The sequence below is a fragment of the Pseudomonas sp. GV105 genome (genome assembly GCF_003058185.1).
GTDB lineage: Bacteria > Pseudomonadota > Gammaproteobacteria > Pseudomonadales > Pseudomonadaceae > Aquipseudomonas > Aquipseudomonas veronii.
The window spans coordinates 282,542-302,936 of the sequence record NZ_QBUF01000003.1 but is presented as its reverse complement, the minus strand read 5'-3'; the positions used below and the strand labels follow the sequence as shown (position 1 = coordinate 302,936).

The following is a 20,395-nucleotide window of genomic DNA, read 5'->3' as shown; positions in this document are numbered from 1 at the left end:
TTTTCCGACCCTAAGATTCACTATTTGCAACTGGAGTGCTAAATGAGCTTTTTTATCTCTAACGCCATGGCTGATGCCGCTGCGCCTGCTGCTGCCGGCCCTATGGGCGGTGGTTTCGAGTGGATTTTCCTGGTCGGCTTCCTGGTCATCTTCTACCTGATGATCTGGCGTCCACAGGCCAAGCGCGCCAAAGAGCAGAAAAACCTGCTCGGCAGCCTGCAGAAAGGTGACGAAGTCGTGACCACCGGCGGTATCGCGGGCAAGATCACCAAGGTTTCCGATGCTTTCGTGGTTCTGGAAGTCTCCGACACCGTCGAAATGAAGTTCCAAAAGGGCGCCATCGCCGCCACGCTGCCTAAAGGCACGCTCAAAGCGATCTGAGTAACAACTTTTACCAATCGACGGGGCGCGCAAGGCGCCCCGCGTTATAAGCGGGCGGCGTGATGCTGAACAAATACCCTCTGTGGAAATACCTACTGATCCTGGCGGTGCTGGCGATCGGTTTTATTTATTCCGCTCCCAATCTCTATCCTGATGACCCTGCGATCCAGATCTCTGGCGCCAGCACTTCGCTGAAGGTCAATCAGGCTGACCTGGAACGCGCGAGCAAAGCGCTCACCGATGCGGGCATCCAGGTCAAAGCGGCAACGTTGGCAGCTGATGCGAAGGGCGGCTTGTTGCGCCTGACCAAGCAAGAAGACCAATTGCCGGCCAAAGACGTCGTGCGCAAGGCCATGGGTGACGACTACGTTGTCGCGCTCAACCTGGCACAGACCACGCCAAAATGGCTGCGCAGCATTGGCGCGCACCCGATGAAGCTGGGTCTGGACTTGTCCGGTGGTGTGCACTTCCTGCTGGAAGTCGACATGGACAAAGCCCTCGACGCGCGCCTGAAAGTCTACGAAGGCGACGTGAAGAGCCTGCTGCGTAAAGAGAAGTTGCGTTATCGCAGCCTGCCGCAGCTCAACGGTGCCATCCAGCTGGGCTTCTCTGACGAAGCTTCCCGCGAGCAGGCCCGTGCGCTGATCCGCAAGAACTTCAACGATTTCGACATCGTACCGGCCGACCTCAACGGTCAACCTGTACTGCGTCTGGCGATGACCCCGGCCAAGCTGGCGGAAATCCGCGAATACTCCATCAAGCAGAACTTGACCACGGTGCGTAACCGCGTCAACGAGCTGGGTGTGGCCGAGCCGATCGTTCAGCGCCAGGGCGCCAACCGCATCGTGGTTGAGCTGCCGGGCGTGCAGGATACCGCTGAAGCCAAGCGTATCCTCGGCAAGACCGCCAACCTGGAATTCCGTCTGGCCGCCGAGCCGGGTGCTTCCAAAGCCACTTCCGAGACCTTCGAGTTCCGTGAAGGCAACCGCCCTGCGGCGCAGATCGAGCGTGGCTTGATCATCACCGGCGACCAGGTGACTGACGCCAAGGCCGGTTTCGGCGAGCACGGTACGCCTGAAGTGAACATCCGCCTGGATGGCCATGGTGGCGAACTGATGAGCCGCGCCACGCGCAGCAACGTCGGGCGCAGCATGGCGGTGATCTTCATCGAGCAACGCCCGATCACCACCTACACCAAGCAAATGGTCAACGGCGTCGAGAAAGACGTGCCGGTGCAGACCTTCAAGGAAGAGAAGAAGATCATCAGCCTGGCGACCATCCAGTCGCCGCTGGGTGCTCAGTTCCGCATCACCGGCCTGAACGGCCAGGGCGAATCCTCGGAACTGGCCCTGCTGCTGCGTGCCGGTGGCCTGGCTGCGCCGATGTACTTCGCTGAAGAACGCACCATCGGCCCGAGCCTGGGTGCCGACAACATCACCAAGGGTATCGATGCGGCATTGTGGGGCATGCTGTTCGTGTCGCTGTTCATCATCGCCATCTACCGCTTCTTCGGCATCATCGCCACCGTGGCCCTGGCGGGCAACATGGTGATGCTGCTGGCCTTGATGTCGTTGCTGGGCGCTACGCTGACCCTGCCAGGCATCGCCGGTATCGTCCTCACCATGGGGATGGCGGTGGACGCCAACGTGCTGATCTTCTCGCGGATTCGTGAAGAGATCGCCGCGGGCATGACCGTGCAGCGCGCAATCAACGAAGGCTTCGGCCGGGCATTTACCGCGATTCTCGACTCCAACCTGACCACATTGCTGGTCGGCGGGATTCTCTTTGCCATGGGCACCGGCCCGGTCAAAGGTTTTGCGGTGACCATGTCCCTCGGTATCTTTACCTCGATGTTCACGGCCATCATGGTGACCCGCGCAATGGTCAACCTGATCTTTGGCGGGCGTGACTTCAAGAAGTTGTGGATTTAAGGGGCTGCCATGTTACGTACAATCAACTTCATGGGCGTTCGCAATATTGCGTTCGGCGTCACCGTGCTCCTTACCGTTCTGGCGTTGTTCAGCTGGTTCCATAAGGGCCTGAACTACGGTCTGGACTTCACCGGCGGTACGCTCATCGAGCTGACCTACGAGAAGCCGGCCGACGTGACTCAGGTGCGCGAAGAGCTGGTCAAGGCCGGCTATCACGAAGCTATCGTGCAGAGCTTCGGTGCGACCACCGATCTGCTGGTGCGTATGCCGGGCGAAGACCCGCAACTGGGTCACCAGGTTGCCGAGGCCTTGCAGAAGGTCGGCGGTGATAACCCGGCGGCAGTCAAGCGCGTCGAGTTCGTCGGCCCGCAAGTGGGTGAAGAGCTGCGCGACCAGGGCGGCCTCGGCATGCTGATGGCGCTGGTCGGCATCATGATCTACCTGGCGTTCCGCTTTCAGTGGAAGTTCGGTGTCGGCGCCATTGTCTCGCTGATCCACGACGTGGTCGTGACCGTGGGCATCCTGGCGTACTTCCAGATCACCTTCGACCTGACCGTGCTGGCCGCGGTGCTGGCGATCATTGGTTACTCGCTCAACGACACCATCGTGGTATTCGACCGGGTTCGCGAGAACTTCCGCGTACTGCGCAAGGCGACGTTGATCGAGAACATCAACATCTCCACTACCCAGACCCTGTTGCGCACCATGGCGACGTCGATCTCCACCTTGCTGGCGATCGCAGCACTGATGATCTTCGGTGGCGACAACCTGTGGGGCTTCTCCCTGGCGCTGTTTATCGGCGTTCTGGCGGGCACCTACTCGTCGATCTACATCGCCAACGTGGTGCTGATCTGGCTGAACCTCAACAGCGAAGACCTGATCCCTCCGGCCGCGACTGGCAAGGAGGTCGACGACCGCCCTTGATGGGTGGTTGTTGATCTGCTGTTACAAAGAAGGCGCGAGTATTGAACTCGCGCCTTTTTTTTTGCTCCAAGGCTGGGTATAGCGCGGATCTTTCGGTCCGTTTGTGATGGTCAGGAGGTTCAACGTGAACAAGTCGTTACTGGTTGGTGCGGTATTGGGTGCTGTCGGTGTGACTGCCGGGGGTGCTGTTGCCACCTACAGCCTGGTAAAAAGCGGCCCTGAGTATGCGCAAGTGCTGGCGGTGCAGCCGGTGAAAACCCAGATTAAAACCCCGCGCGAGGTCTGCAAGGACGTCGCCGTGACCCGGCAGAAGCCGGTGCAGGATCAACACCAGATCGTCGGTACGGTGGTCGGTGCGCTGGCCGGTGGCCTGTTGGGCAACCAGATCGGTGGCGGTAACGGTAAGAAGCTGGCCACCGTGGCCGGTGCGGTCGGTGGCGGTTATGCCGGTAACAAGGTGCAGGAAGGCATGCAGAACCGCGATACCTACACCACCACGCAAACCCGTTGTAACACCGTCAACGACATCAGCGACAAGGTCGTCGGTTATGACGTGCGTTACACCTTGGATGGCAAGGAAGGTTCGGTGCGTATGGATCGTGACCCAGGCGGCCAGATCCCGGTCGATAAAGAGGGGCGTCTGATCCTGGGCCAGAACCAGCAATAACCCCGGGCCTGGCACAGTTCACAATGTGGGAGGGGGCTTGCCCCCGATGGCGGTGTGTCAGTCAGCCTATCTGTAGCTGAAACTCCGCTATCGGGGGGCAAGCCCCCCTCCCACAGTTGGCTTGTGGTGTTGCTGGTATTTAAGCTCACACCAAATTCCAGACATAAAAAAAGCACCCCGAAGGGGGCTTTTTTGTGCTCGCTCGCTTAGCGCTTCAGCGAAGCCGGCAGGTGCGGCTGGATCGCCGTCAGCACTGCCTTGAAGCATTTGGTGTTGCCGGCTACCACGTGGCCTTTCTCCAGGAAGTCATGACCGCCGGTGAAGTCGCTCACCAGGCCGCCGGCCTCTTGGATCAGCAGGGCGCCCGCTGCCATGTCCCACTCGGACAGGCCCGATTCCCAGAAGGCATCGAAACGACCGGCGGCGACGTAGGCCAGGTCCAGGCTGGCTGCACCGGCGCGGCGGATGCCGGCGGTCTGGCCAACCAGGGCGCGGAACATACCCAGGTAGTTGTCCAGGTTGTCCATCTGGTCGTCACGGAATGGGAAGCCGGTGCCCAGCAGGGCGCCGTCCAGGCTGGTGCGGCCGCTGACGCGCAGGCGACGACCGTTCAGTTGGGCGCCACGGCCACGGCTGGCGGTGAATTCTTCCTGGCGAACCGGGTCCAGCACAACGGCGTGTTCCAGGCGGCCACGGTATTTGCAGGCAATGCTCACGGCAAAGTGCGGGATACCGCGCAGGAAGTTGGTGGTGCCATCCAGTGGGTCAATAATCCACAGGTAGTCTTCGCCTTCACCGCTGCCTTTGTGCAGGCCGGTTTCTTCGCCGAGAATGCCGTGGGTCGGGTAGGCCTTGCGCAGGGCGTCGATGATTTTCTGTTCGGCGGCGCGATCCACCTCGGACACATAATCCTTGGCGTCTTTTTCGTCGACCTTGATGGTATCCAGGCGCTCGATGGAGCGGAAGATCAATTCACTGGCGCTGCGGGCGGCGCGCAGCGCGATATTCAGCATGGGCTGCATGGATGTGTCACCTAAGGTTGTTAAAGAAAGCCGAGCATTCTAGCAGAAACTTTCTTCAGGTGAAGGACGGCGTGAGCTTTCGTGGCATAACCTTAGGCTGTTCTGTAAGATTTGCTCCCCTTTCCCGTGTCCGAGAGCGCCTCCCTTGCTGCAAAACATTCGTGTCGTCTTGGTCAATACCAGTCATCCCGGCAATATCGGCGGGGTGGCGCGAGCCATGAAAAACATGGGGCTGACGCGCCTGGTGCTGGTCGAGCCGCGCGTGTTCCCGCACCACGAGGCCGATGCCCGCGCATCCGGCGCCAATGACATCCTTGAAAAAGCCCAGGTCGTCGCCACTTTGGAAGACGCATTGGTCGGCTGCAACCTGGTGCTCGGCACCAGCGCCCGCGACCGGCGCATCCCCTGGCCATTGCTCGATCCGCGTGAATGCGGGACCAAAGTGGTGGAAGAGGCCGCCGGCGGCGCTGAAATCGCCCTGGTGTTCGGTCGTGAAGACTCCGGCCTGACCAACGAAGAGCTGCAGCGATGTCATTATCACGTGCATATTCCATCAGACCCGGAGTTCAGCTCGCTGAACCTCGGGGCGGCGGTGCAGGTGTTGAGTTACGAAGTACGCATGGCCTGGCTGGCCGCTGAAGGGCAGCCGAGCAAGGTTGAGAAGGATGAAGTGGCGTCGACCAAGAGTGGCGAGTTGGCCACCATGGACGAGCTGGAGCGGTTCTATGAACACCTGGAGCAAACCCTGGTGGCCATCGAATTCCTCGATCCGGAAAAACCGCGGCACTTGATGGCGCGCCTGCGTCGTCTGTACGGACGCAGCTCGGTCAGCCGGGCGGAAATGAATATATTGCGTGGCATCCTCACGGAAACCCAGAAAGCGGCCCGTGGCGAGCTTCTTAAGCGGAAGGATTAAAAATGTTCGAGCGTTTGCGAGAAGATATCCAGAGTGTTTTCCACCGTGACCCGGCGGCGCGCAACGCCTTTGAAGTACTGACCTGCTACCCGGGCATGCATGCGATCTGGATTCATCGCCTGTCCGGTGCCTTGTGGGGCATGGGCTGGAAATGGCTGGCGCGGGTGGTGTCCAACTTTGGGCGCTGGTTGACCGGCATCGAGATTCACCCGGGCGCCAAGGTCGGCCGCCGCTTCTTTATCGACCATGGCATGGGCATCGTGATTGGCGAGACCGCCGAAATCGGTGACGACGTGACCCTGTACCAGGGCGTAACCCTGGGCGGCACCAGCTGGAACAAGGGCAAGCGTCACCCGACCCTGGAAAACGGTGTAGTGGTCGGGGCGGGCGCCAAGGTGCTGGGTCCGTTCACCGTGGGGGCGGGGGCCAAGGTCGGCTCCAATGCGGTGGTGACCAAGGCGGTGCCGCCGGGCGCAACCGTGGTCGGCATTCCGGGGCGCATCATCGTCAAGCCGGAAGTCGGCGATGAGCAGGAAGCCAAGCGCAAGGCCATGGCTGAGAAGATCGGCTTCGATGCCTACGGCGTCAGCGAAGACATGCCCGACCCGGTGGCCCGTGCCATCGGCCAGTTGCTCGACCACCTGCAGGCGGTAGATGGCAAGCTGGACGGCATGTGCGGCGCGCTGAAGGAGCTGGGCAGTAACTATTGTGCGAAAGACCTGCCTGAGCTGCGCGAAGAGGACTTCGCCGAGATCAAAGACGAAGCCGCCACCAAGGCTGGCTGAAGCCTCGCGATCACCAAAAGTCCCCTGTGGGAAGGGGCTTGCTCCCGATAGCGGTGGGGCAGTCACCCATACATTGACTGGTCCTTCGCCATCGGGAGCAAGCCCCCTCCCACAGGTTGTTCTCCATTGGTCTTGGAATTCCTGCTTGACCGCTGTTCCTTCTGTTCGTCCCCACCCCATCCTGCTATTATTTGCGCGCCCTTTTTACGGGTAATCCTGACTAAAGTACTAGGTCTTATAGTTGACTTAAATACTCGGGAATAGCATACTTGCTCCCATTCTGAAACACCTTGGTACTTGTCCATGAGACTGACTACAAAAGGCCGATACGCGGTGACCGCCATGCTTGACTTGGCTTTGCACGCGCAAACTGGGCCGGTGTCCCTGGCCGATATCTCCGAGCGCCAAGGCATTTCCCTGTCCTACCTCGAGCAACTGTTCGCCAAATTGCGCCGCAGCAATCTGGTCTCCAGTGTGCGTGGGCCGGGTGGTGGCTATCAACTGTCCCGCGACATGCAGGGCATCCAGGTGGCCCAGGTGATCGACGCGGTCAACGAATCCGTCGATGCCACCAAATGCCAGGGTTTGGGTGATTGCCATGCCGGCGACACCTGCCTGACCCACCACTTGTGGTGTGACTTGAGCCTGCAGATCCATGAGTTTTTGAGTGGTATCAGCTTGGCTGATCTTGTGACTCGCCGTGAGGTGCAAGAAGTAGCCCAGCGTCAGGACCAGCGCCGTTGCAACACCAAGGCGCCGCGTCTGGACAAGATTGAAGCGTCCGCCGTCGAGTGACAGCCGAAGAGCTAACGGCACGCCAGCCAGCCTGATTTAGGAGAAAGTCCATGAAATTGCCGATTTACCTTGATTACTCAGCGACCACCCCGGTTGATCCGCGTGTCGCGCAAAAGATGAGCGAATGCCTGCTGGTTGACGGAAACTTCGGCAACCCGGCGTCGCGTTCCCACGTATTCGGCTGGAAAGCCGAAGAAGCGGTTGAAAACGCTCGTCGCCAAGTCGCCGACCTGGTGGGTGCAGATCCACGCGAAATCGTCTGGACCTCCGGTGCCACCGAATCCGACAACCTGGCAATCAAGGGCGCCGCGCATTTCTACGCGACCAAAGGCAAGCACCTGATCACCACGAAGATCGAGCACAAGGCGGTCCTCGACACCATGCGCCAGCTGGAGCGTGAAGGGTTCGAAGTCACCTACATCGAGCCGACCACCGACGGTATCGTGACGCCGGCGATGATCGAAGCGGCCATGCGTGAAGACACCATCCTGGTTTCCGTGATCCACGTGAACAACGAAATCGGCACCATCAACGACATCGCGGCCATCGGCGAGCTGACCCGCTCCAAAGGTGTGTTGCTGCACGTCGACGCGGCTCAGTCCACCGGCAAGGTCGACATCGACCTGTCGAAGCTGAAAGTCGACCTGATGTCGTTCTCGGCGCACAAAACCTACGGCCCCAAAGGCATCGGCGCCCTGTACGTGAGCCGCAAGCCTCGCGTTCGCATCGAAGCCACCATGCACGGCGGCGGTCACGAGCGCGGCATGCGTTCGGGCACCCTGGCGACTCACCAGATCGTCGGCATGGGCGAAGCGTTCCGTATCGCCAAGGAAGAAATGGCTGCCGAAAACGTGCGTATCAAGGGCCTGAGCGATCGCTTCTACAAGCAGGTCGAAAACCTTGAAGAGCTGTACATCAACGGCAGCATGACTGCCCGTGTACCGCACAACCTGAATTTGAGCTTCAACTACGTCGAAGGCGAGTCGCTGATCATGGCGCTCAAGGACCTGGCGGTTTCGTCCGGTTCGGCCTGCACCTCGGCCTCCCTTGAGCCGTCCTACGTGCTGCGCGCCCTGGGCCGCAACGACGAACTGGCGCACAGCTCGATCCGCTTTACGTTTGGCCGTTTCACCACCGAAGAAGAAGTCGACTACGCCGCGCAGAAAGTCTGCGAGGCCGTCACCAAGCTGCGCACCTTGTCGCCGCTGTGGGACATGTACAAAGACGGCATCGACATTTCCAAGATCGAGTGGGCGGCACACTAACTATAGAAGCCGCCACCCCAGCTCTGTAGGAACGTGGCGGAAAACGCAGACGTTTTTACAGGGTTCCAGAGCGGCCCTGATGAGTGAGGATTCAGTACCATGGCTTACAGCGAAAAGGTCATCGACCACTACGAAAACCCGCGCAACGTCGGCAAGATGGACGCGGAAGACCCTGATGTCGGCACCGGCATGGTCGGCGCTCCGGCGTGCGGCGATGTGATGCGCCTGCAGATCAAGGTCAACGAACAAGGCATCATCGAAGACGCCAAGTTCAAGACTTACGGCTGCGGTTCGGCCATCGCCTCCAGCTCCCTGGCGACCGAGTGGATGAAAGGCAAGACTCTGGATGAAGCAGAGACCATCAAGAACACTCAGCTGGCCGAAGAACTGGCCTTGCCGCCAGTGAAGATTCACTGCTCCGTACTCGCAGAAGACGCCATCAAGGCGGCCGTTCGCGACTACAAGCAGAAGAAAGGCTTGATCTAAAGCATTTGGCGACGAGTAAGGAGTCAACGATGGCTATCAGCATGACAGAAGCGGCTGCGCGGCACGTGCGACGCTCCCTGGATGGGCGCGGTAAAGGTGAGGGGATTCGTCTGGGTGTTCGCACCACGGGCTGTTCCGGCCTTGCCTATGTGCTGGAGTTCGTCGACGAGGTGGTGGCGGAAGATCAGGTGTTCGAAAGTCACGGCGAGAAAGTGATCATCGACCCGAAAAGCCTGACCTACCTGGACGGCACCGAACTCGATTTCGTCAAGGAAGGGTTGAACGAAGGCTTCAAGTTCAACAACCCCAACGTGCGCGGTGAATGTGGCTGCGGCGAAAGCTTCAACATCTGAGGCTACTTGTGGGCACTCCTTGTCATTTCGCTTTATTCGAGTTGCAGCCGAGCTTTCGGCTGGACCTCGAGCAGCTTGCCACGCGCTACCGTGAATTGGCGCGTGGTGTGCATCCGGACCGCTTTGCCGACGCTTCCGAGCGTGAACAGCGCCTGGCGCTGGAGCAGTCGGCCAGCCTCAACGAAGCCTATCAGACCCTCAAAAGCCCCCCCAAGCGCGCGCGTTACCTGCTCGCGATGAACGGTGGTGAGTTGCCGCTGGAAGTCACGGTGCATGATCCGGACTTTCTGATGCAGCAGATGCAGTGGCGCGAGGAACTCGAAGACTTGCAGGACGAAGCCGATCTGGCGGGTGTCGCGGTCTTCAAGCGGCGTCTGAAAGTGGCCCAGGATGAGCTCAACGAAAGCTTCGCAGCCTGTTGGGACGATGCAGCGCAACGTGAGCAGGCCGAACGCCTGATGCGGCGCATGCAGTTCCTCGACAAGCTCTCCTACGAAGTGCGCCAGTTAGAAGAGCGCCTCGACGATTAACCCAGCGCTGCCCCTGTTGCACGCCTGAAAGACAGATAAGACCTGATTACCATGGCCCTACTGCAGATCGCCGAACCCGGCCAAAGTCCTCAACCGCACCAGCGTCGCCTGGCGGTCGGGATTGACTTGGGCACCACCAATTCCCTGGTCGCCGCCTTGCGCAGCGGCCTGTCCGAGCCGCTGCCCGATGCTGATGGCCAGGTGATCCTGCCGTCGGCGGTGCGCTATCACGCCGATCGCACTGAAGTCGGTGAGTCGGCCAAGCTGGCGGCGTCCACCGACCCGTTGAACACCGTGCTGTCGGTCAAGCGCTTGATGGGTCGTGGGTTGTCCGACGTCAAGCAATTGGGCGATCAACTGCCGTACCGCTTTGTCGGCGGCGAGTCGCACATGCCGTTCATCGACACCGTCCAGGGCCCGAAAAGCCCGGTGGAAGTGTCGGCCGATATCCTCAAGGTGCTGCGCCAGCGCGCAGAGACCACCCTGGGCGGCGAACTGGTGGGGGCGGTGATCACCGTGCCGGCGTATTTCGACGACGCCCAGCGCCAGGCGACCAAGGACGCGGCGAAACTCGCCGGCCTGAACGTACTGCGCCTGCTCAATGAGCCGACCGCGGCCGCCGTGGCCTATGGCCTCGACCAGCAGGCCGAAGGCCTGGTCGCCATTTACGACCTGGGCGGCGGTACCTTTGATATTTCGATCCTGCGCCTGACCGGCGGGGTCTTCGAAGTGTTGGCCACCGGCGGCGATACTGCCCTGGGCGGCGATGACTTCGACCATGCGATCGCGCGCTGGATCATCAGCAGTGCCGGTTTGTCCGATGACCTGGACCCGGGCGAGCAGCGCCATCTGCTGCAAACCGCCTGCGCCGCCAAAGAAGCCCTGACTGACGCGGCCTCTGTTGACGTTTCCTACGGCAATTGGTCGGCCAAACTGACCCGCGAAGCCTTCGATGCGCTGATCGAACCGATGGTCGCCCGCAGCCTCAAAGCCTGTCGCCGCGCTGTGCGTGACTCCGGCGTAGAACTCGAAGACGTGGCTGCCGTGGTCATGGTCGGTGGTTCGACCCGCGTGCCGCGCGTGCGCGAAGCCGTTGCCGAAGCGTTCGGTCGTCAGCCGCTGACAGAAATCGACCCGGATCAAGTGGTGGCCATTGGTGCCGCGATCCAGGCCGATACCCTGGCGGGCAACAAGCGCGACGGTGGCGAACTGTTGCTGCTCGACGTGATTCCGCTGTCCCTGGGCCTGGAAACCATGGGCGGCCTGATGGAGAAGGTGATTCCGCGCAACACCACCATCCCCGTCGCCCGCGCCCAGGATTTCACCACCTACAAAGACGGCCAGACGGCCATGATGATTCATGTGCTGCAGGGCGAGCGCGAGCTGATCAGCGACTGCCGCTCCCTGGCGCGCTTCGAATTGCGCGGTATCCCGGCGATGGTCGCGGGCGCGGCGAAGATTCGCGTGACCTTCCAGGTCGACGCCGATGGCCTGCTCAGTGTGGCTGCGCGTGAATTGGGCTCGGGCGTTGAGGCCAGCATCCAGGTCAAGCCGTCCTACGGCCTGACCGACGGCGAAATCGCCAAGATGCTCAAGGATTCGTTCCAGTATGCCAGTGACGACAAGGTCGCCCGCGTGCTGCGCGAGCAGCAAGTCGATGCCCAGCGCCTGCTCGAAGCGGTGCAGGGCGCTCTGGATGTCGACGGCGAACGCCTGCTGGATGCCGAAGAGCGCATGGTCATCGACCTGCAGATGCAGGAACTCGCTGAATTGATGAAAGGCTCCGATGGCTATGCCATCGAGCAGCAGACCAAGCGCCTGTCGCAAGTGACCGATGCCTTCGCTGCCCGCCGCATGAACCAGACGGTAAAAGCCGCCCTGGCGGGCCGCAACCTGAATGAAATTGAGGAATAATTGATGCCGCAGGTCATTTTTCTGCCACACGCCGAGCATTGCCCGGACGGTATGGTCGTGGAGGCTGAGACCGGCAAGTCCATCCTCGAAGTTGCCCATGACAACCACATCGAGATCGAAAGTGCCTGCGGCGGTGTCTGCGCTTGCACCACTTGTCACTGCATCATTCGCGAGGGTTTCGACTCTCTGGAAGAAGCTGACGAGTTGGAAGAAGACTTTCTTGACCGTGCCTGGGGCCTGGAGCCGACTTCTCGCCTAAGCTGTCAGGCCAAGGTCGGGACCGAAGACATCACCGTCGAAATTCCGAAATATTCGCTCAACCATGCGGCCGAAGCGCCGCATTGATTCAAGGAAGTGTCATGAGTCTTAAATGGGTTGATGTGCAAGAGATCGCTATCCTGTTGGCCGATGGCAATCCGGATATGGATCCCTACTCGCTGAACTTTGTCGCTTTGCGTGACATGGTCATGGCTTTGCCTGGGTTTGACGATGAGCGCGACCGCGGCGGTGAAAAGGTCCTGGAAGCGATCCAGACTGCCTGGAAAGAAGAACAGGACTGACGCCTCCTTTACGCAGTTAGGCAATACCCAAGAACCCGCGTATAATTCGCGGGTTTAATTTTTCGCAAATTACCGTTTCTGGAGTTACACCATGGCTGTTCAACGTACTTTCTCCATCATCAAGCCTGACGCTGTTGCAAAAAACGTCATCGGCGAGATCACCACTCGTTTCGAAAAAGCCGGCCTGAAGGTTGTAGCCTCGAAACTCAAGCAACTGTCCAAGGCTGAAGCTGAAGGCTTCTACGCTGAGCACAGCGCTCGTGGCTTCTTCGGCGACCTGGTTGCCTTCATGATCTCCGGTCCTGTTGTCGTTCAGGTTCTGGAAGGCGAAAACGCTATCGCTCTGAACCGTGAGCTGATGGGCGCTACCAACCCTAAAGAAGCAGCTGCCGGCACCATCCGTGCTGATTTCGCTGATTCCATCGACGCCAACGCTGTACACGGTTCGGACTCCGAAGCCGCTGCTGCCCGCGAAATCTCGTACTTCTTCGCAGCTACTGAAGTAACCACTCGCTAAGCATTGGCTTAAGAGTGAAGGTGAATCCATGACTACATCGACTGTAAAAACCAACCTGCTGGGTCTGACTCAACAGGAAATGGAAAAATTCTTCGACTCGATCGGGGAGAAGCGTTTCCGTGCCGGTCAGGTAATGAAATGGATTCACCACTTTGGCGTCGATGATTTCGACGCCATGACGAACGTCAGCAAGGCCCTGCGCGACAAGCTCAAGGCTATTGCCGAGGTCCGTGGTCCCGAAGTTGTCAGCGAGGACATCTCCAGCGACGGCACCCGTAAGTGGGTGGTGCGCGTGGCGTCCGGCAGCTGCGTCGAGACCGTCTACATTCCCCAGGGCAAACGTGGCACCTTGTGCGTTTCGTCCCAGGCAGGCTGTGCCCTGGACTGCAGTTTCTGCTCCACCGGCAAGCAAGGCTTCAATAGCAACCTCACCGCCGCCGAAGTCATCGGCCAGGTGTGGATTGCCAACAAATCCTTTGGCAGCGTCCCGGCGACCGTCGACCGTGCCATCACCAACGTGGTGATGATGGGCATGGGTGAGCCGCTGCTGAACTTCGACAACGTGATCGCGGCCATGCACCTGATGATGGACGACCTGGGTTACGGCATCTCCAAGCGCCGTGTGACCCTGTCGACCTCCGGCGTGGTGCCGATGATCGATGAGCTGTCCAAGCACATCGACGTCTCCCTGGCGTTGTCGCTGCACGCACCCAACGACGCATTGCGTAACCAATTGGTGCCGATCAACAAGAAGTATCCGCTTAAGATGCTGCTTGAATCTTGCCAGCGCTACATGTCGTCCCTGGGCGAAAAGCGCGTGCTGACCATCGAGTACACCTTGCTCAAGGACATCAACGACAAGGTCGAACACGCGATCGAGATGATCGAGTTGCTCAAGAACATCCCGTGCAAGATCAACCTGATTCCGTTCAACCCGTTTCCCCATTCTGGCTATGAGCGGCCGAGCAACAACGCCATCCGCCGTTTCCAGGATCAACTGCACCAGGCCGGCTTCAACGTCACCGTGCGTACCACCCGTGGTGAAGACATCGATGCCGCCTGTGGCCAATTGGTAGGACAGGTGCTGGATCGCACCCGTCGCAGCGAACGTTATATCGCCGTGCGCGAACTGAGCGCCGCCGACGATGTGCCGCAAAGCGCCGCGACTCGAACCTGAGAGAGGATCTCTATGCCCTTGCGCCTTGCGCTGCTTTTGCTTGTTACCGGTCTCGCGGCCGGTTGTGTTTCATCGGGCTATGACAGCCCTTTGCAAACCGGCAAGGGCCGCGAAGAGGCGCGAGTGGCTTATGTGCAACTGGGCTTGGGTTACCTGCGCCAGGGCATGAGCGAGCAGGCCAAGGTGCCGTTGAAAAAGGCCCTTGAACTGGACGGCGACGATGCCGAGGCCAATGGCGCACTCGCCCTGGTGTTCCAGGCCCAGGCCGAGCCTGAGTTGGCCGAGCAGTATTTCAGCAAGGCCCTGGCTTCCCGTCCTGCCGATCCCCGGCTGCTGAACAACTACGGCAGCTTCCTGTTCGAGCAGAAACGCTATGACCAGGCTTCCCGTTATTTCCAGCAAGCCAGCGCCGATACCCTCTACCCAGAACGGTCGCGCGTGTTCGAGAACCTTGGGGTGGCCTCCAAGCGTCTCGGCCAGCGTGACATCGCGCGCCAACACCTGGAAAAAGCCCTGCACCTGAACAGTCGCCAGCCTCGCGCTTTGCTCGAAATGGCTGAGTTGTCTTACGAAGACAGGCATTATGTGCCGGCACGTGACTATTACGAACGTTTTAGCCTGCTCAGCGGGCAAAATGCACGTAGTCTATTGCTCGGTGTGCGCCTGGCGACGGTTCATGAAGAACGCGACACGGCCGCACGTTATGGCCAGCAACTCGAACGACTCTATCCCGGTACGCCGGAATATCAGCAATACCTGTCGGAGCAATGATGAAAGCGGCGCACCCGGAAGTTGTAGCAGCTAATCGCGTAAACCCAGGCGACACCTTGCGTCAGGCCCGCGAAAGCAATGGTTGGTCGCTGGCGGAAGTGGCCCTCAAGCTCAATTTGACCACCACGTCCCTGGGCAACCTGGAAGCCGGCGCGTTCGACAAGCTGCCTGGGCATACCTTCGCCCGCGGCTATATCCGCGCCTACGCCAAATTGTTGGGTATCGACCAGGCCATCTTGGTCCAGCAATTCGACCAGGTCACCGGCACCGACTCCCAGGGCAGCAACGTCCATGGCCTGGGGCGCATCGAAGAGCCGGTGCGGGTGTCCCACACGATCCTGCGCATCGTCAGCCTGCTGCTGCTGATCGCCGTGATTGGTGGCGGTTTCGTCTGGTGGCAGGACCAGGCCTCCCAGCGCACCAAGGACCTGACCAGCAACGCCATGGAGCACGTCGAAGTCGAAAGCGCCGACGGCACCACGCAGATTCACCCGTTGGACGAGCCGGAAGACCAGGCTGTCGCCGAAGGTCAGGCTGCACCCGAAGCGCCAGTGAGGGCCGAGCAACCCGCGGCGGAATCGGCCCCGGCGGCCACCACTGCTGCGGTGCCGGCTCCAGCCGTACCGGCGCACGCCCCGGTCGTACCGGCTGCACCGGCGCACACTCCGGCGGCGCCTGTGGCGCAAGCCACCGCCCCGGTCGCTCCCGTGCAGGCGCCAGCGCCTGCCGCCGCCCCGACGGCCCCCGCGATTTCGCCGCCGACCACTCCCGTGTTGATCGCCGGTGACGGGCACGTACAAATTACCTTCGTTGCTGACTGCTGGACGCAACTCAGCGATGGCAATGGCAAAGTGCTGTTTAGCGGTCTGAAGCGTAAGGGAGATACGCTCGACCAGGGCGGCAAGCCTCCTTTGACGCTGCGTCTGGGCTTTGCCCGTGGCGCGCAAGTGGCCTACAACGGCCAGCCTGTCGACGTAGCGCCGTTCACCAGTGGCGAAACTGCTCGCCTGAAGTTGGGACAATAGTCATGCACGGCGAATCTCCAATCAAACGTCGCGTATCGCGCAAGATCTGGGTCGGCTCGGTGCCGGTGGGTGGCGACGCCCCCATCGCGGTACAGAGCATGACCAACAGCGACACCAACGATGTCGCTGCCACCGTCGCCCAGATCAACCGTCTGGAAGCCGCCGGCGTCGACATCGTGCGGGTTTCCGTACCGGATATGGATGCCGCCGAAGCCTTCGGCCGCATCAAGCAACTGGTCAAGGTGCCGCTGGTTGCCGACATCCACTTCGACTACCGGATCGCTTTGCGCGTGGCCGAACTGGGCGTCGATTGCCTGCGCATCAACCCGGGCAACATCGGTCGCGAAGACCGTGTGCGCGCGGTGGTGGATGCTGCCCGTGATCGCGGGATTCCGATCCGCATCGGCGTCAACGCCGGTTCCCTGGAAAAAGACCTGCAAAAAAAATACGGCGAGCCGACCCCGGCCGCGCTGGTTGAATCGGCGCTGCGCCACGTTGAACACCTTGAGCGTCTGAACTTCCAGGACTTCAAGGTCAGCGTAAAGGCCTCCGACGTGTTCATGGCGGTAGAAGCCTACCGCCTGCTGGCCAAGGAAATCGTGCAGCCGCTGCACCTGGGTATCACTGAAGCGGGCGGTTTGCGCTCAGGCACAGTGAAATCTGCGGTGGGTCTCGGTATGCTGCTCGCCGAAGGGATTGGCGATACTATCCGCATCTCCCTGGCGGCAGACCCGGTAGAGGAAGTGAAGGTCGGTTACGACATTCTCAAATCCCTGCATTTGCGTTCCCGTGGCATCAACTTCATTGCCTGCCCGAGCTGCTCGCGGCAGAACTTCGACGTGGTGAAAACCATGAACGAACTGGAAGGGCGCCTCGAAGACCTGCTGGTGCCGCTGGATGTCGCGGTGATCGGTTGTGTGGTCAACGGGCCGGGTGAAGCCAAGGAAGCCCATATCGGCTTGACCGGCGGCACGCCGAACCTGATTTACATCGACGGCAAGCCGTCGCAGAAACTGACGAATGACAATCTGGTGGATGAGCTCGAAAGACTGATCCGCCAGAAAGCGGCCGAAAAGGTCGAGGCTGACGCTGCAGTTATCGCGCGCGGCTGATCCAGCGAATTTAAGGAATAGATGTGAGCAAGTCTCTGCAAGCCATTCGTGGCATGAACGACATCCTTCCGGAGCAGACGCCGCTGTGGCGCTACTTCGAGAACACCGTTGCGCGTCTGCTGGATAACTACGGTTACAAACAGATCCGTATGCCGATCGTCGAGTTCACCGAGCTGTTCAAGCGCTCCATCGGTGAAGTGACCGACATCGTTGAAAAAGAGATGTACACCTTCGAAGACCGCAACGGTGATTCCCTGACCTTGCGTCCGGAAGGCACCGCCGCGTGCGTGCGCGCCGTGCTCGAGCATGGCCTCACCGGCGGTGGCCAGCCGCAGAAGCTGTGGTACATCGGGCCGATGTTCCGCCACGAGCGCCCGCAGAAAGGCCGTTATCGCCAGTTCCACCAGATCGGCCTGGAAGTGTTCAACCTCGACGGTCCGGACATCGACGCCGAACTGATCGTGCTGACCTGGCGCCTGTGGGGCCTGCTGGGCATCCGCGATGCGGTCAAGCTTGAACTCAACAGCCTGGGCACCAGTGAGTCCCGGGGCCGATATCGCATCGCCCTGGTCGAGTACCTGTCTGCCCACCTGGACAAGTTGGACGAAGACAGCCAGCGCCGTCTGAAAACCAACCCGTTGCGCGTCCTCGATACCAAGAACGCCGACACGCAGGCCGTGCTGGTCAATGCGCCGAAGATGGCCGATTACCTGGACGACGAATCCCGCACCCACTTCGAGGGGCTCAAGGCGCGCCTGGAAGCCGCCGGGATTCCTTACGTGATCAACCCGAAACTGGTGCGCGGCCTCGATTACTACAGCAAGACCGTGTTCGAGTGGGTCACCGACAAGCTCGGCGCCCAGGGCACCGTGTGTGCCGGTGGCCGTTATGATGGCCTGGTCGAGCAGATGGGCGGCAAGCCGACCCCCGGCGTGGGTTTTGCCATGGGTATCGAGCGCCTGATCCTGCTGCTGGAAACCCTGGAACAGGTTCCGGAAGAAATCTCCCGTCAGGTGGATGTGTACCTGTGCGCCTTTGGCGAGGCCGCCGAACTGGCTGCCCTGGCCCTGAGCGAAAAAGTGCGCGACCAGTTGCCGAACCTGCGCCTGCAGATCAATGCCGGCGCCGGCAGCTTCAAGAGCCAGTTCAAGAAGGCCGACAAGAGCGGTGCGCTGTACGCACTGATCCTCGGCGATGACGAATTGGCCCAGCAAGTGATAGGTTTCAAACCCCTGCGTGGCCAGGGCGAGCAACAGAACATTGCCTTTGATGCGCTCGCCGCGCACTTGGCCACCTGCGTCGTGCAGGGTTGAAGCTGTCGAACAGCCGAATTTAGCGATTAAGGAGTGTTGGGGTGTCGAGTACTGATGATGAGCAGCTGGCCGAGTTCAAGGACTGGTGGCAGCGTAACGGCAAGCCCCTGGTTACCGGCGGCCTGCTGGCTTTAGTGGTGGTGTTCGGCTGGCAAGCCTGGCACAAGTATCAGGCCAACCAGTCCCAAGGCGCCTCGATCCTCTATCAGCAATTGCTGGAAAGCACGCTGACGCCGAGCGGCAAGCCCGATCCTGCGCAAGTGGCAGACCTGGCCGGCAAGCTCAAGAGCGAATTTGGCGGTAGCACCTACGCCCAATACGGTAGCCTGTTCGTCGCGAAAGTCGCGGTCGACACCGGCAAGCTGGATGACGCCGTCGCCGAACTGAAGGCCATCGCCGACAAGCCGACCAACCCGACCCTGGGTGAAATCGCACGTCAGCGCCTGGCTCAGGTATTGGCGGCACAGAACAAGGCCGACGAAGCACTCAAACTGCTCGACGGCGACGCTGACAAGGCATTTGTAGCCACTCGCGAAGAGCTCAAGGGTGACCTGTTGGTCCAATTGGGTCGTACCGACGAAGCCAATGCTGCGTACAAAAAAGCCAAGGCGGCGCTGTCTGATGAAGCGGCGGTCGGTGGCTTACAAATCAAGCTCGACGACTTGGCCAAAGGGGATGCGTGACGTGATCCGTTGGAAACATGCAGCATTGCTGGCTCTGGCCGTTCTGGCCGCGGGTTGCAGCAGCAACAGTAAAAAAGAACTGCCTCCGGCCGAGCTGACCAGCTTCAAGGAAGAAGTGGTCCTGCAAAAGCAGTGGAGCCGCTCCATCGGTGACGGTCAGGGCGAAACCTACAACATGTTGGTACCGGCAATCGACGGTGACAACATTGTGGCCGCTGACGTGACCGGCGTGGTGATCTCCATGGATCGCATGAACGGCGACGTGAAGTGGAAGAAAGACCTCGAACTGCCTGTATCCGGCGCCGTCGGCGTGGGTTACGGCATGGTCATGCTCGGCACGCTCAAGGGCGAAGTCGTGGCGCTGGACTCCAGCACCGGTGAAGAGAAATGGCGCGCTCGCGTGACCAGTGAAGTTCTCGCACCGCCTGCCACCAACGGCGACATCGTCGTGGTGCAAACCCAGGACGACCGTGTGATCGGCCTCGACGCCAGCACTGGCGCCCAACGCTGGTTGTACGACAGCACCCCTGCGGTGCTGACCCTGCGCGGTACCAGTGGTCCGGTTGTGACCAATAATCTGGCCGTTGCGGGCCTGTCGACCGGTAAAGTGGTCGCCCTGAATACCCAGAACGGCGTGCCTATCTGGGAAACGCGTGTGGCGATCCCGCAAGGTCGTTCGGAACTGGATCGCGTCGTCGACATCGACGGTGGCTTGCTGCTGTCCGGCGAAACCCTCTACGTCGCTACCTACCAGGGCCGTGTCGCGGCACTGGACCTGCAAAGCGGCCGCGTCAACTGGCAGCGTGATGCTTCCAGCTACGCCGGTGTCGCCCAAGGGTTTGGCAGCGTCTACGTAAGCCTGTCGTCCGGCACCGTTGAAAGTGTCGACGAACGTTCCACCACTGCGCTGTGGAGCAACGACTCTCTGGCCCGCCGTCAACTGTCGGCACCGGAAGTGTTCTCCAGCTACGTAGCGGTAGGCGACTTCGAAGGCTACCTGCACCTGCTGAGCCAGGTAGACGGTCGCTTTGTGGGTCGCGAGCGCATCGACAGCGACGGCCTGCGTGCGCGTCCGCTGGTCGTGGGTAACATGCTTTATGTGTTTGGCAACAGCGGCAAGCTGGAAGCCCTGACCATCAAGTAAAGGTTTGACTATGCTTGGGGTTACCCCCAGGCGGCCCTGCTTCATTGCTTAATGTAGGAGCGAGCTTGCTCGCGAAGGACGTCAACGCTCACGCGGGTTTCTGGATAAACGCGGCGTCCTCAGG

General features: G+C 60.4%; 23 protein-coding genes. 22 read left to right on the top strand and 1 reads right to left on the bottom strand.

Annotation, left to right across the window (positions count from 1 at the left end; all coding sequences use genetic code 11):
- Positions 1–42 precede the first annotated feature (42 nt).
- The 4 genes from yajC to C8K66_RS07590 all read left to right on the top strand — a co-directional run bounded on the left by yajC (position 43) and on the right by C8K66_RS07590 (position 3,903).
- Positions 43–381 carry a preprotein translocase subunit YajC gene (gene yajC, locus C8K66_RS07605; RefSeq protein WP_003175975.1) on the top strand — a complete coding sequence of 113 codons (339 nt, stop codon included), beginning with the start codon at positions 43–45 and terminating at the stop codon, positions 379–381.
- A 62-nt stretch (positions 382–443) separates the two neighbouring features.
- Entirely contained in the window at positions 444–2,312 is a 1,869-nt protein-coding gene (gene secD, locus C8K66_RS07600) for a protein translocase subunit SecD (RefSeq protein ID WP_057004584.1), read from the top strand.
- A 9-nt stretch (positions 2,313–2,321) separates the two neighbouring features.
- Positions 2,322–3,236 carry a protein translocase subunit SecF gene (gene secF / locus C8K66_RS07595; RefSeq protein WP_017846188.1) on the top strand — a complete coding sequence of 305 codons (915 nt, stop codon included), beginning with the start codon at positions 2,322–2,324 and terminating at the stop codon, positions 3,234–3,236.
- Positions 3,237–3,360: 124 nt separating this feature from the next.
- Complete coding sequence (locus tag C8K66_RS07590; protein ID WP_017846187.1) at positions 3,361–3,903, top strand: glycine zipper 2TM domain-containing protein; 543 nt, start codon at positions 3,361–3,363, stop codon at positions 3,901–3,903.
- Between the two features lie 206 nt (positions 3,904–4,109).
- On the opposite strand, the gene suhB is transcribed toward C8K66_RS07590, so the two are convergent.
- Positions 4,110–4,925 (bottom strand): inositol-phosphate phosphatase, encoded by an 816-nt coding sequence (suhB, locus tag C8K66_RS07585; protein ID WP_017846186.1) that lies wholly within the window; start codon positions 4,923–4,925, stop codon positions 4,110–4,112.
- Between the two features lie 145 nt (positions 4,926–5,070).
- On the opposite strand from suhB, the gene trmJ reads away from it, so the two are divergent.
- From trmJ to bamB, 18 genes are all read left to right on the top strand, one after another.
- Positions 5,071–5,841, top strand: a complete 771-nt coding sequence (gene trmJ / locus C8K66_RS07580; RefSeq protein ID WP_003210307.1) for a tRNA (cytosine(32)/uridine(32)-2'-O)-methyltransferase TrmJ — start codon at positions 5,071–5,073, stop codon at positions 5,839–5,841.
- Positions 5,842–5,843: 2 nt separating this feature from the next.
- The gene (gene cysE, locus C8K66_RS07575; protein WP_046382172.1) at positions 5,844–6,626 is read left to right on the top strand and encodes a serine O-acetyltransferase; all 783 of its coding nucleotides are present in this window, start codon (positions 5,844–5,846) and stop codon (positions 6,624–6,626) included.
- A 303-nt stretch (positions 6,627–6,929) separates the two neighbouring features.
- Positions 6,930–7,421 (top strand): Fe-S cluster assembly transcriptional regulator IscR, encoded by a 492-nt coding sequence (gene iscR / locus C8K66_RS07570; RefSeq protein ID WP_003194020.1) that lies wholly within the window; start codon positions 6,930–6,932, stop codon positions 7,419–7,421.
- 50 nt (positions 7,422–7,471) lie between these two features.
- A complete protein-coding gene (locus tag C8K66_RS07565; protein WP_046382173.1) occupies positions 7,472–8,686 on the top strand; it encodes an IscS subfamily cysteine desulfurase in 1,215 nt (404 codons plus the stop codon).
- 99 nt (positions 8,687–8,785) lie between these two features.
- Entirely contained in the window at positions 8,786–9,172 is a 387-nt protein-coding gene (gene iscU, locus C8K66_RS07560; RefSeq protein ID WP_003443374.1) for a Fe-S cluster assembly scaffold IscU, read from the top strand.
- Between the two features lie 29 nt (positions 9,173–9,201).
- Positions 9,202–9,525, top strand: coding sequence for an iron-sulfur cluster assembly protein IscA (gene iscA, locus C8K66_RS07555; protein WP_010565230.1), 324 nt, complete (start codon positions 9,202–9,204; stop codon positions 9,523–9,525).
- 8 nt (positions 9,526–9,533) lie between these two features.
- Positions 9,534–10,055, top strand: coding sequence for a co-chaperone HscB (hscB, locus tag C8K66_RS07550; RefSeq protein ID WP_046382174.1), 522 nt, complete (start codon positions 9,534–9,536; stop codon positions 10,053–10,055).
- A 51-nt stretch (positions 10,056–10,106) separates the two neighbouring features.
- Positions 10,107–11,969 (top strand): Fe-S protein assembly chaperone HscA, encoded by a 1,863-nt coding sequence (gene hscA / locus C8K66_RS07545; RefSeq protein ID WP_046382175.1) that lies wholly within the window; start codon positions 10,107–10,109, stop codon positions 11,967–11,969.
- A 3-nt stretch (positions 11,970–11,972) separates the two neighbouring features.
- Complete coding sequence (gene fdx, locus C8K66_RS07540) at positions 11,973–12,314, top strand: ISC system 2Fe-2S type ferredoxin (protein ID WP_104904502.1); 342 nt, start codon at positions 11,973–11,975, stop codon at positions 12,312–12,314.
- Between the two features lie 14 nt (positions 12,315–12,328).
- Positions 12,329–12,529 (top strand): Fe-S cluster assembly protein IscX, encoded by a 201-nt coding sequence (gene iscX / locus C8K66_RS07535; RefSeq protein ID WP_017846180.1) that lies wholly within the window; start codon positions 12,329–12,331, stop codon positions 12,527–12,529.
- A gap of 91 nt (positions 12,530–12,620) precedes the next feature.
- Entirely contained in the window at positions 12,621–13,046 is a 426-nt protein-coding gene (gene ndk / locus C8K66_RS07530) for a nucleoside-diphosphate kinase (RefSeq protein WP_017846179.1), read from the top strand.
- A 28-nt stretch (positions 13,047–13,074) separates the two neighbouring features.
- Complete coding sequence (gene rlmN / locus C8K66_RS07525; protein ID WP_017846178.1) at positions 13,075–14,223, top strand: 23S rRNA (adenine(2503)-C(2))-methyltransferase RlmN; 1,149 nt, start codon at positions 13,075–13,077, stop codon at positions 14,221–14,223.
- A gap of 12 nt (positions 14,224–14,235) precedes the next feature.
- Positions 14,236–14,994, top strand: a complete 759-nt coding sequence (gene pilW, locus C8K66_RS07520; RefSeq protein WP_057004580.1) for a type IV pilus biogenesis/stability protein PilW — start codon at positions 14,236–14,238, stop codon at positions 14,992–14,994.
- Complete coding sequence (locus C8K66_RS07515) at positions 14,994–16,019, top strand: RodZ family helix-turn-helix domain-containing protein (RefSeq protein ID WP_108524510.1); 1,026 nt, start codon at positions 14,994–14,996, stop codon at positions 16,017–16,019. Before pilW ends, C8K66_RS07515 begins: the two co-directional genes overlap by 1 nt.
- A gap of 2 nt (positions 16,020–16,021) precedes the next feature.
- Complete coding sequence (ispG, locus tag C8K66_RS07510) at positions 16,022–17,131, top strand: flavodoxin-dependent (E)-4-hydroxy-3-methylbut-2-enyl-diphosphate synthase (RefSeq protein WP_017846175.1); 1,110 nt, start codon at positions 16,022–16,024, stop codon at positions 17,129–17,131.
- A 23-nt stretch (positions 17,132–17,154) separates the two neighbouring features.
- Positions 17,155–18,444, top strand: coding sequence for a histidine--tRNA ligase (gene hisS / locus C8K66_RS07505; RefSeq protein WP_079444636.1), 1,290 nt, complete (start codon positions 17,155–17,157; stop codon positions 18,442–18,444).
- 41 nt (positions 18,445–18,485) lie between these two features.
- A complete protein-coding gene (locus C8K66_RS07500) occupies positions 18,486–19,127 on the top strand; it encodes a YfgM family protein (RefSeq protein ID WP_046382180.1) in 642 nt (213 codons plus the stop codon).
- Positions 19,120–20,271: an outer membrane protein assembly factor BamB gene (gene bamB, locus C8K66_RS07495; RefSeq protein WP_017846172.1), complete on the top strand. Its 1,152-nt coding sequence runs from the start codon at positions 19,120–19,122 to the stop codon at positions 20,269–20,271. The genes C8K66_RS07500 and bamB overlap by 8 nt, the downstream gene beginning before the upstream one ends.
- Positions 20,272–20,395: the final 124 nt, after the last annotated feature.

Excerpts from the sequence above, each read along its gene's own strand:
- yajC (WP_003175975.1), top strand. The coding sequence starts at position 43 with ATGAGCTTTTTTATCTCTAACGCCATGGCTGATGCCGCTGCGCCTGCT.
- secD (WP_057004584.1), top strand. The coding sequence starts at position 444 with ATGCTGAACAAATACCCTCTGTGGAAATACCTACTGATCCTGGCGGTG.
- secF (WP_017846188.1), top strand. The coding sequence starts at position 2,322 with ATGTTACGTACAATCAACTTCATGGGCGTTCGCAATATTGCGTTCGGC.
- suhB (WP_017846186.1), bottom strand. The coding sequence starts at position 4,925 with ATGCAGCCCATGCTGAATATCGCGCTGCGCGCCGCCCGCAGCGCCAGT.
- cysE (WP_046382172.1), top strand. The coding sequence starts at position 5,844 with ATGTTCGAGCGTTTGCGAGAAGATATCCAGAGTGTTTTCCACCGTGAC.
- iscR (WP_003194020.1), top strand. The coding sequence starts at position 6,930 with ATGAGACTGACTACAAAAGGCCGATACGCGGTGACCGCCATGCTTGAC.
- C8K66_RS07565 (WP_046382173.1), top strand. The coding sequence starts at position 7,472 with ATGAAATTGCCGATTTACCTTGATTACTCAGCGACCACCCCGGTTGAT.
- iscU (WP_003443374.1), top strand. The coding sequence starts at position 8,786 with ATGGCTTACAGCGAAAAGGTCATCGACCACTACGAAAACCCGCGCAAC.
- iscA (WP_010565230.1), top strand. The coding sequence starts at position 9,202 with ATGGCTATCAGCATGACAGAAGCGGCTGCGCGGCACGTGCGACGCTCC.
- hscA (WP_046382175.1), top strand. The coding sequence starts at position 10,107 with ATGGCCCTACTGCAGATCGCCGAACCCGGCCAAAGTCCTCAACCGCAC.
- fdx (WP_104904502.1), top strand. The coding sequence starts at position 11,973 with ATGCCGCAGGTCATTTTTCTGCCACACGCCGAGCATTGCCCGGACGGT.
- iscX (WP_017846180.1), top strand. The coding sequence starts at position 12,329 with ATGAGTCTTAAATGGGTTGATGTGCAAGAGATCGCTATCCTGTTGGCC.
- ndk (WP_017846179.1), top strand. The coding sequence starts at position 12,621 with ATGGCTGTTCAACGTACTTTCTCCATCATCAAGCCTGACGCTGTTGCA.
- rlmN (WP_017846178.1), top strand. The coding sequence starts at position 13,075 with ATGACTACATCGACTGTAAAAACCAACCTGCTGGGTCTGACTCAACAG.
- pilW (WP_057004580.1), top strand. The coding sequence starts at position 14,236 with ATGCCCTTGCGCCTTGCGCTGCTTTTGCTTGTTACCGGTCTCGCGGCC.
- C8K66_RS07515 (WP_108524510.1), top strand. The coding sequence starts at position 14,994 with ATGAAAGCGGCGCACCCGGAAGTTGTAGCAGCTAATCGCGTAAACCCA.
- ispG (WP_017846175.1), top strand. The coding sequence starts at position 16,022 with ATGCACGGCGAATCTCCAATCAAACGTCGCGTATCGCGCAAGATCTGG.
- bamB (WP_017846172.1), top strand. The coding sequence starts at position 19,120 with ATGCGTGACGTGATCCGTTGGAAACATGCAGCATTGCTGGCTCTGGCC.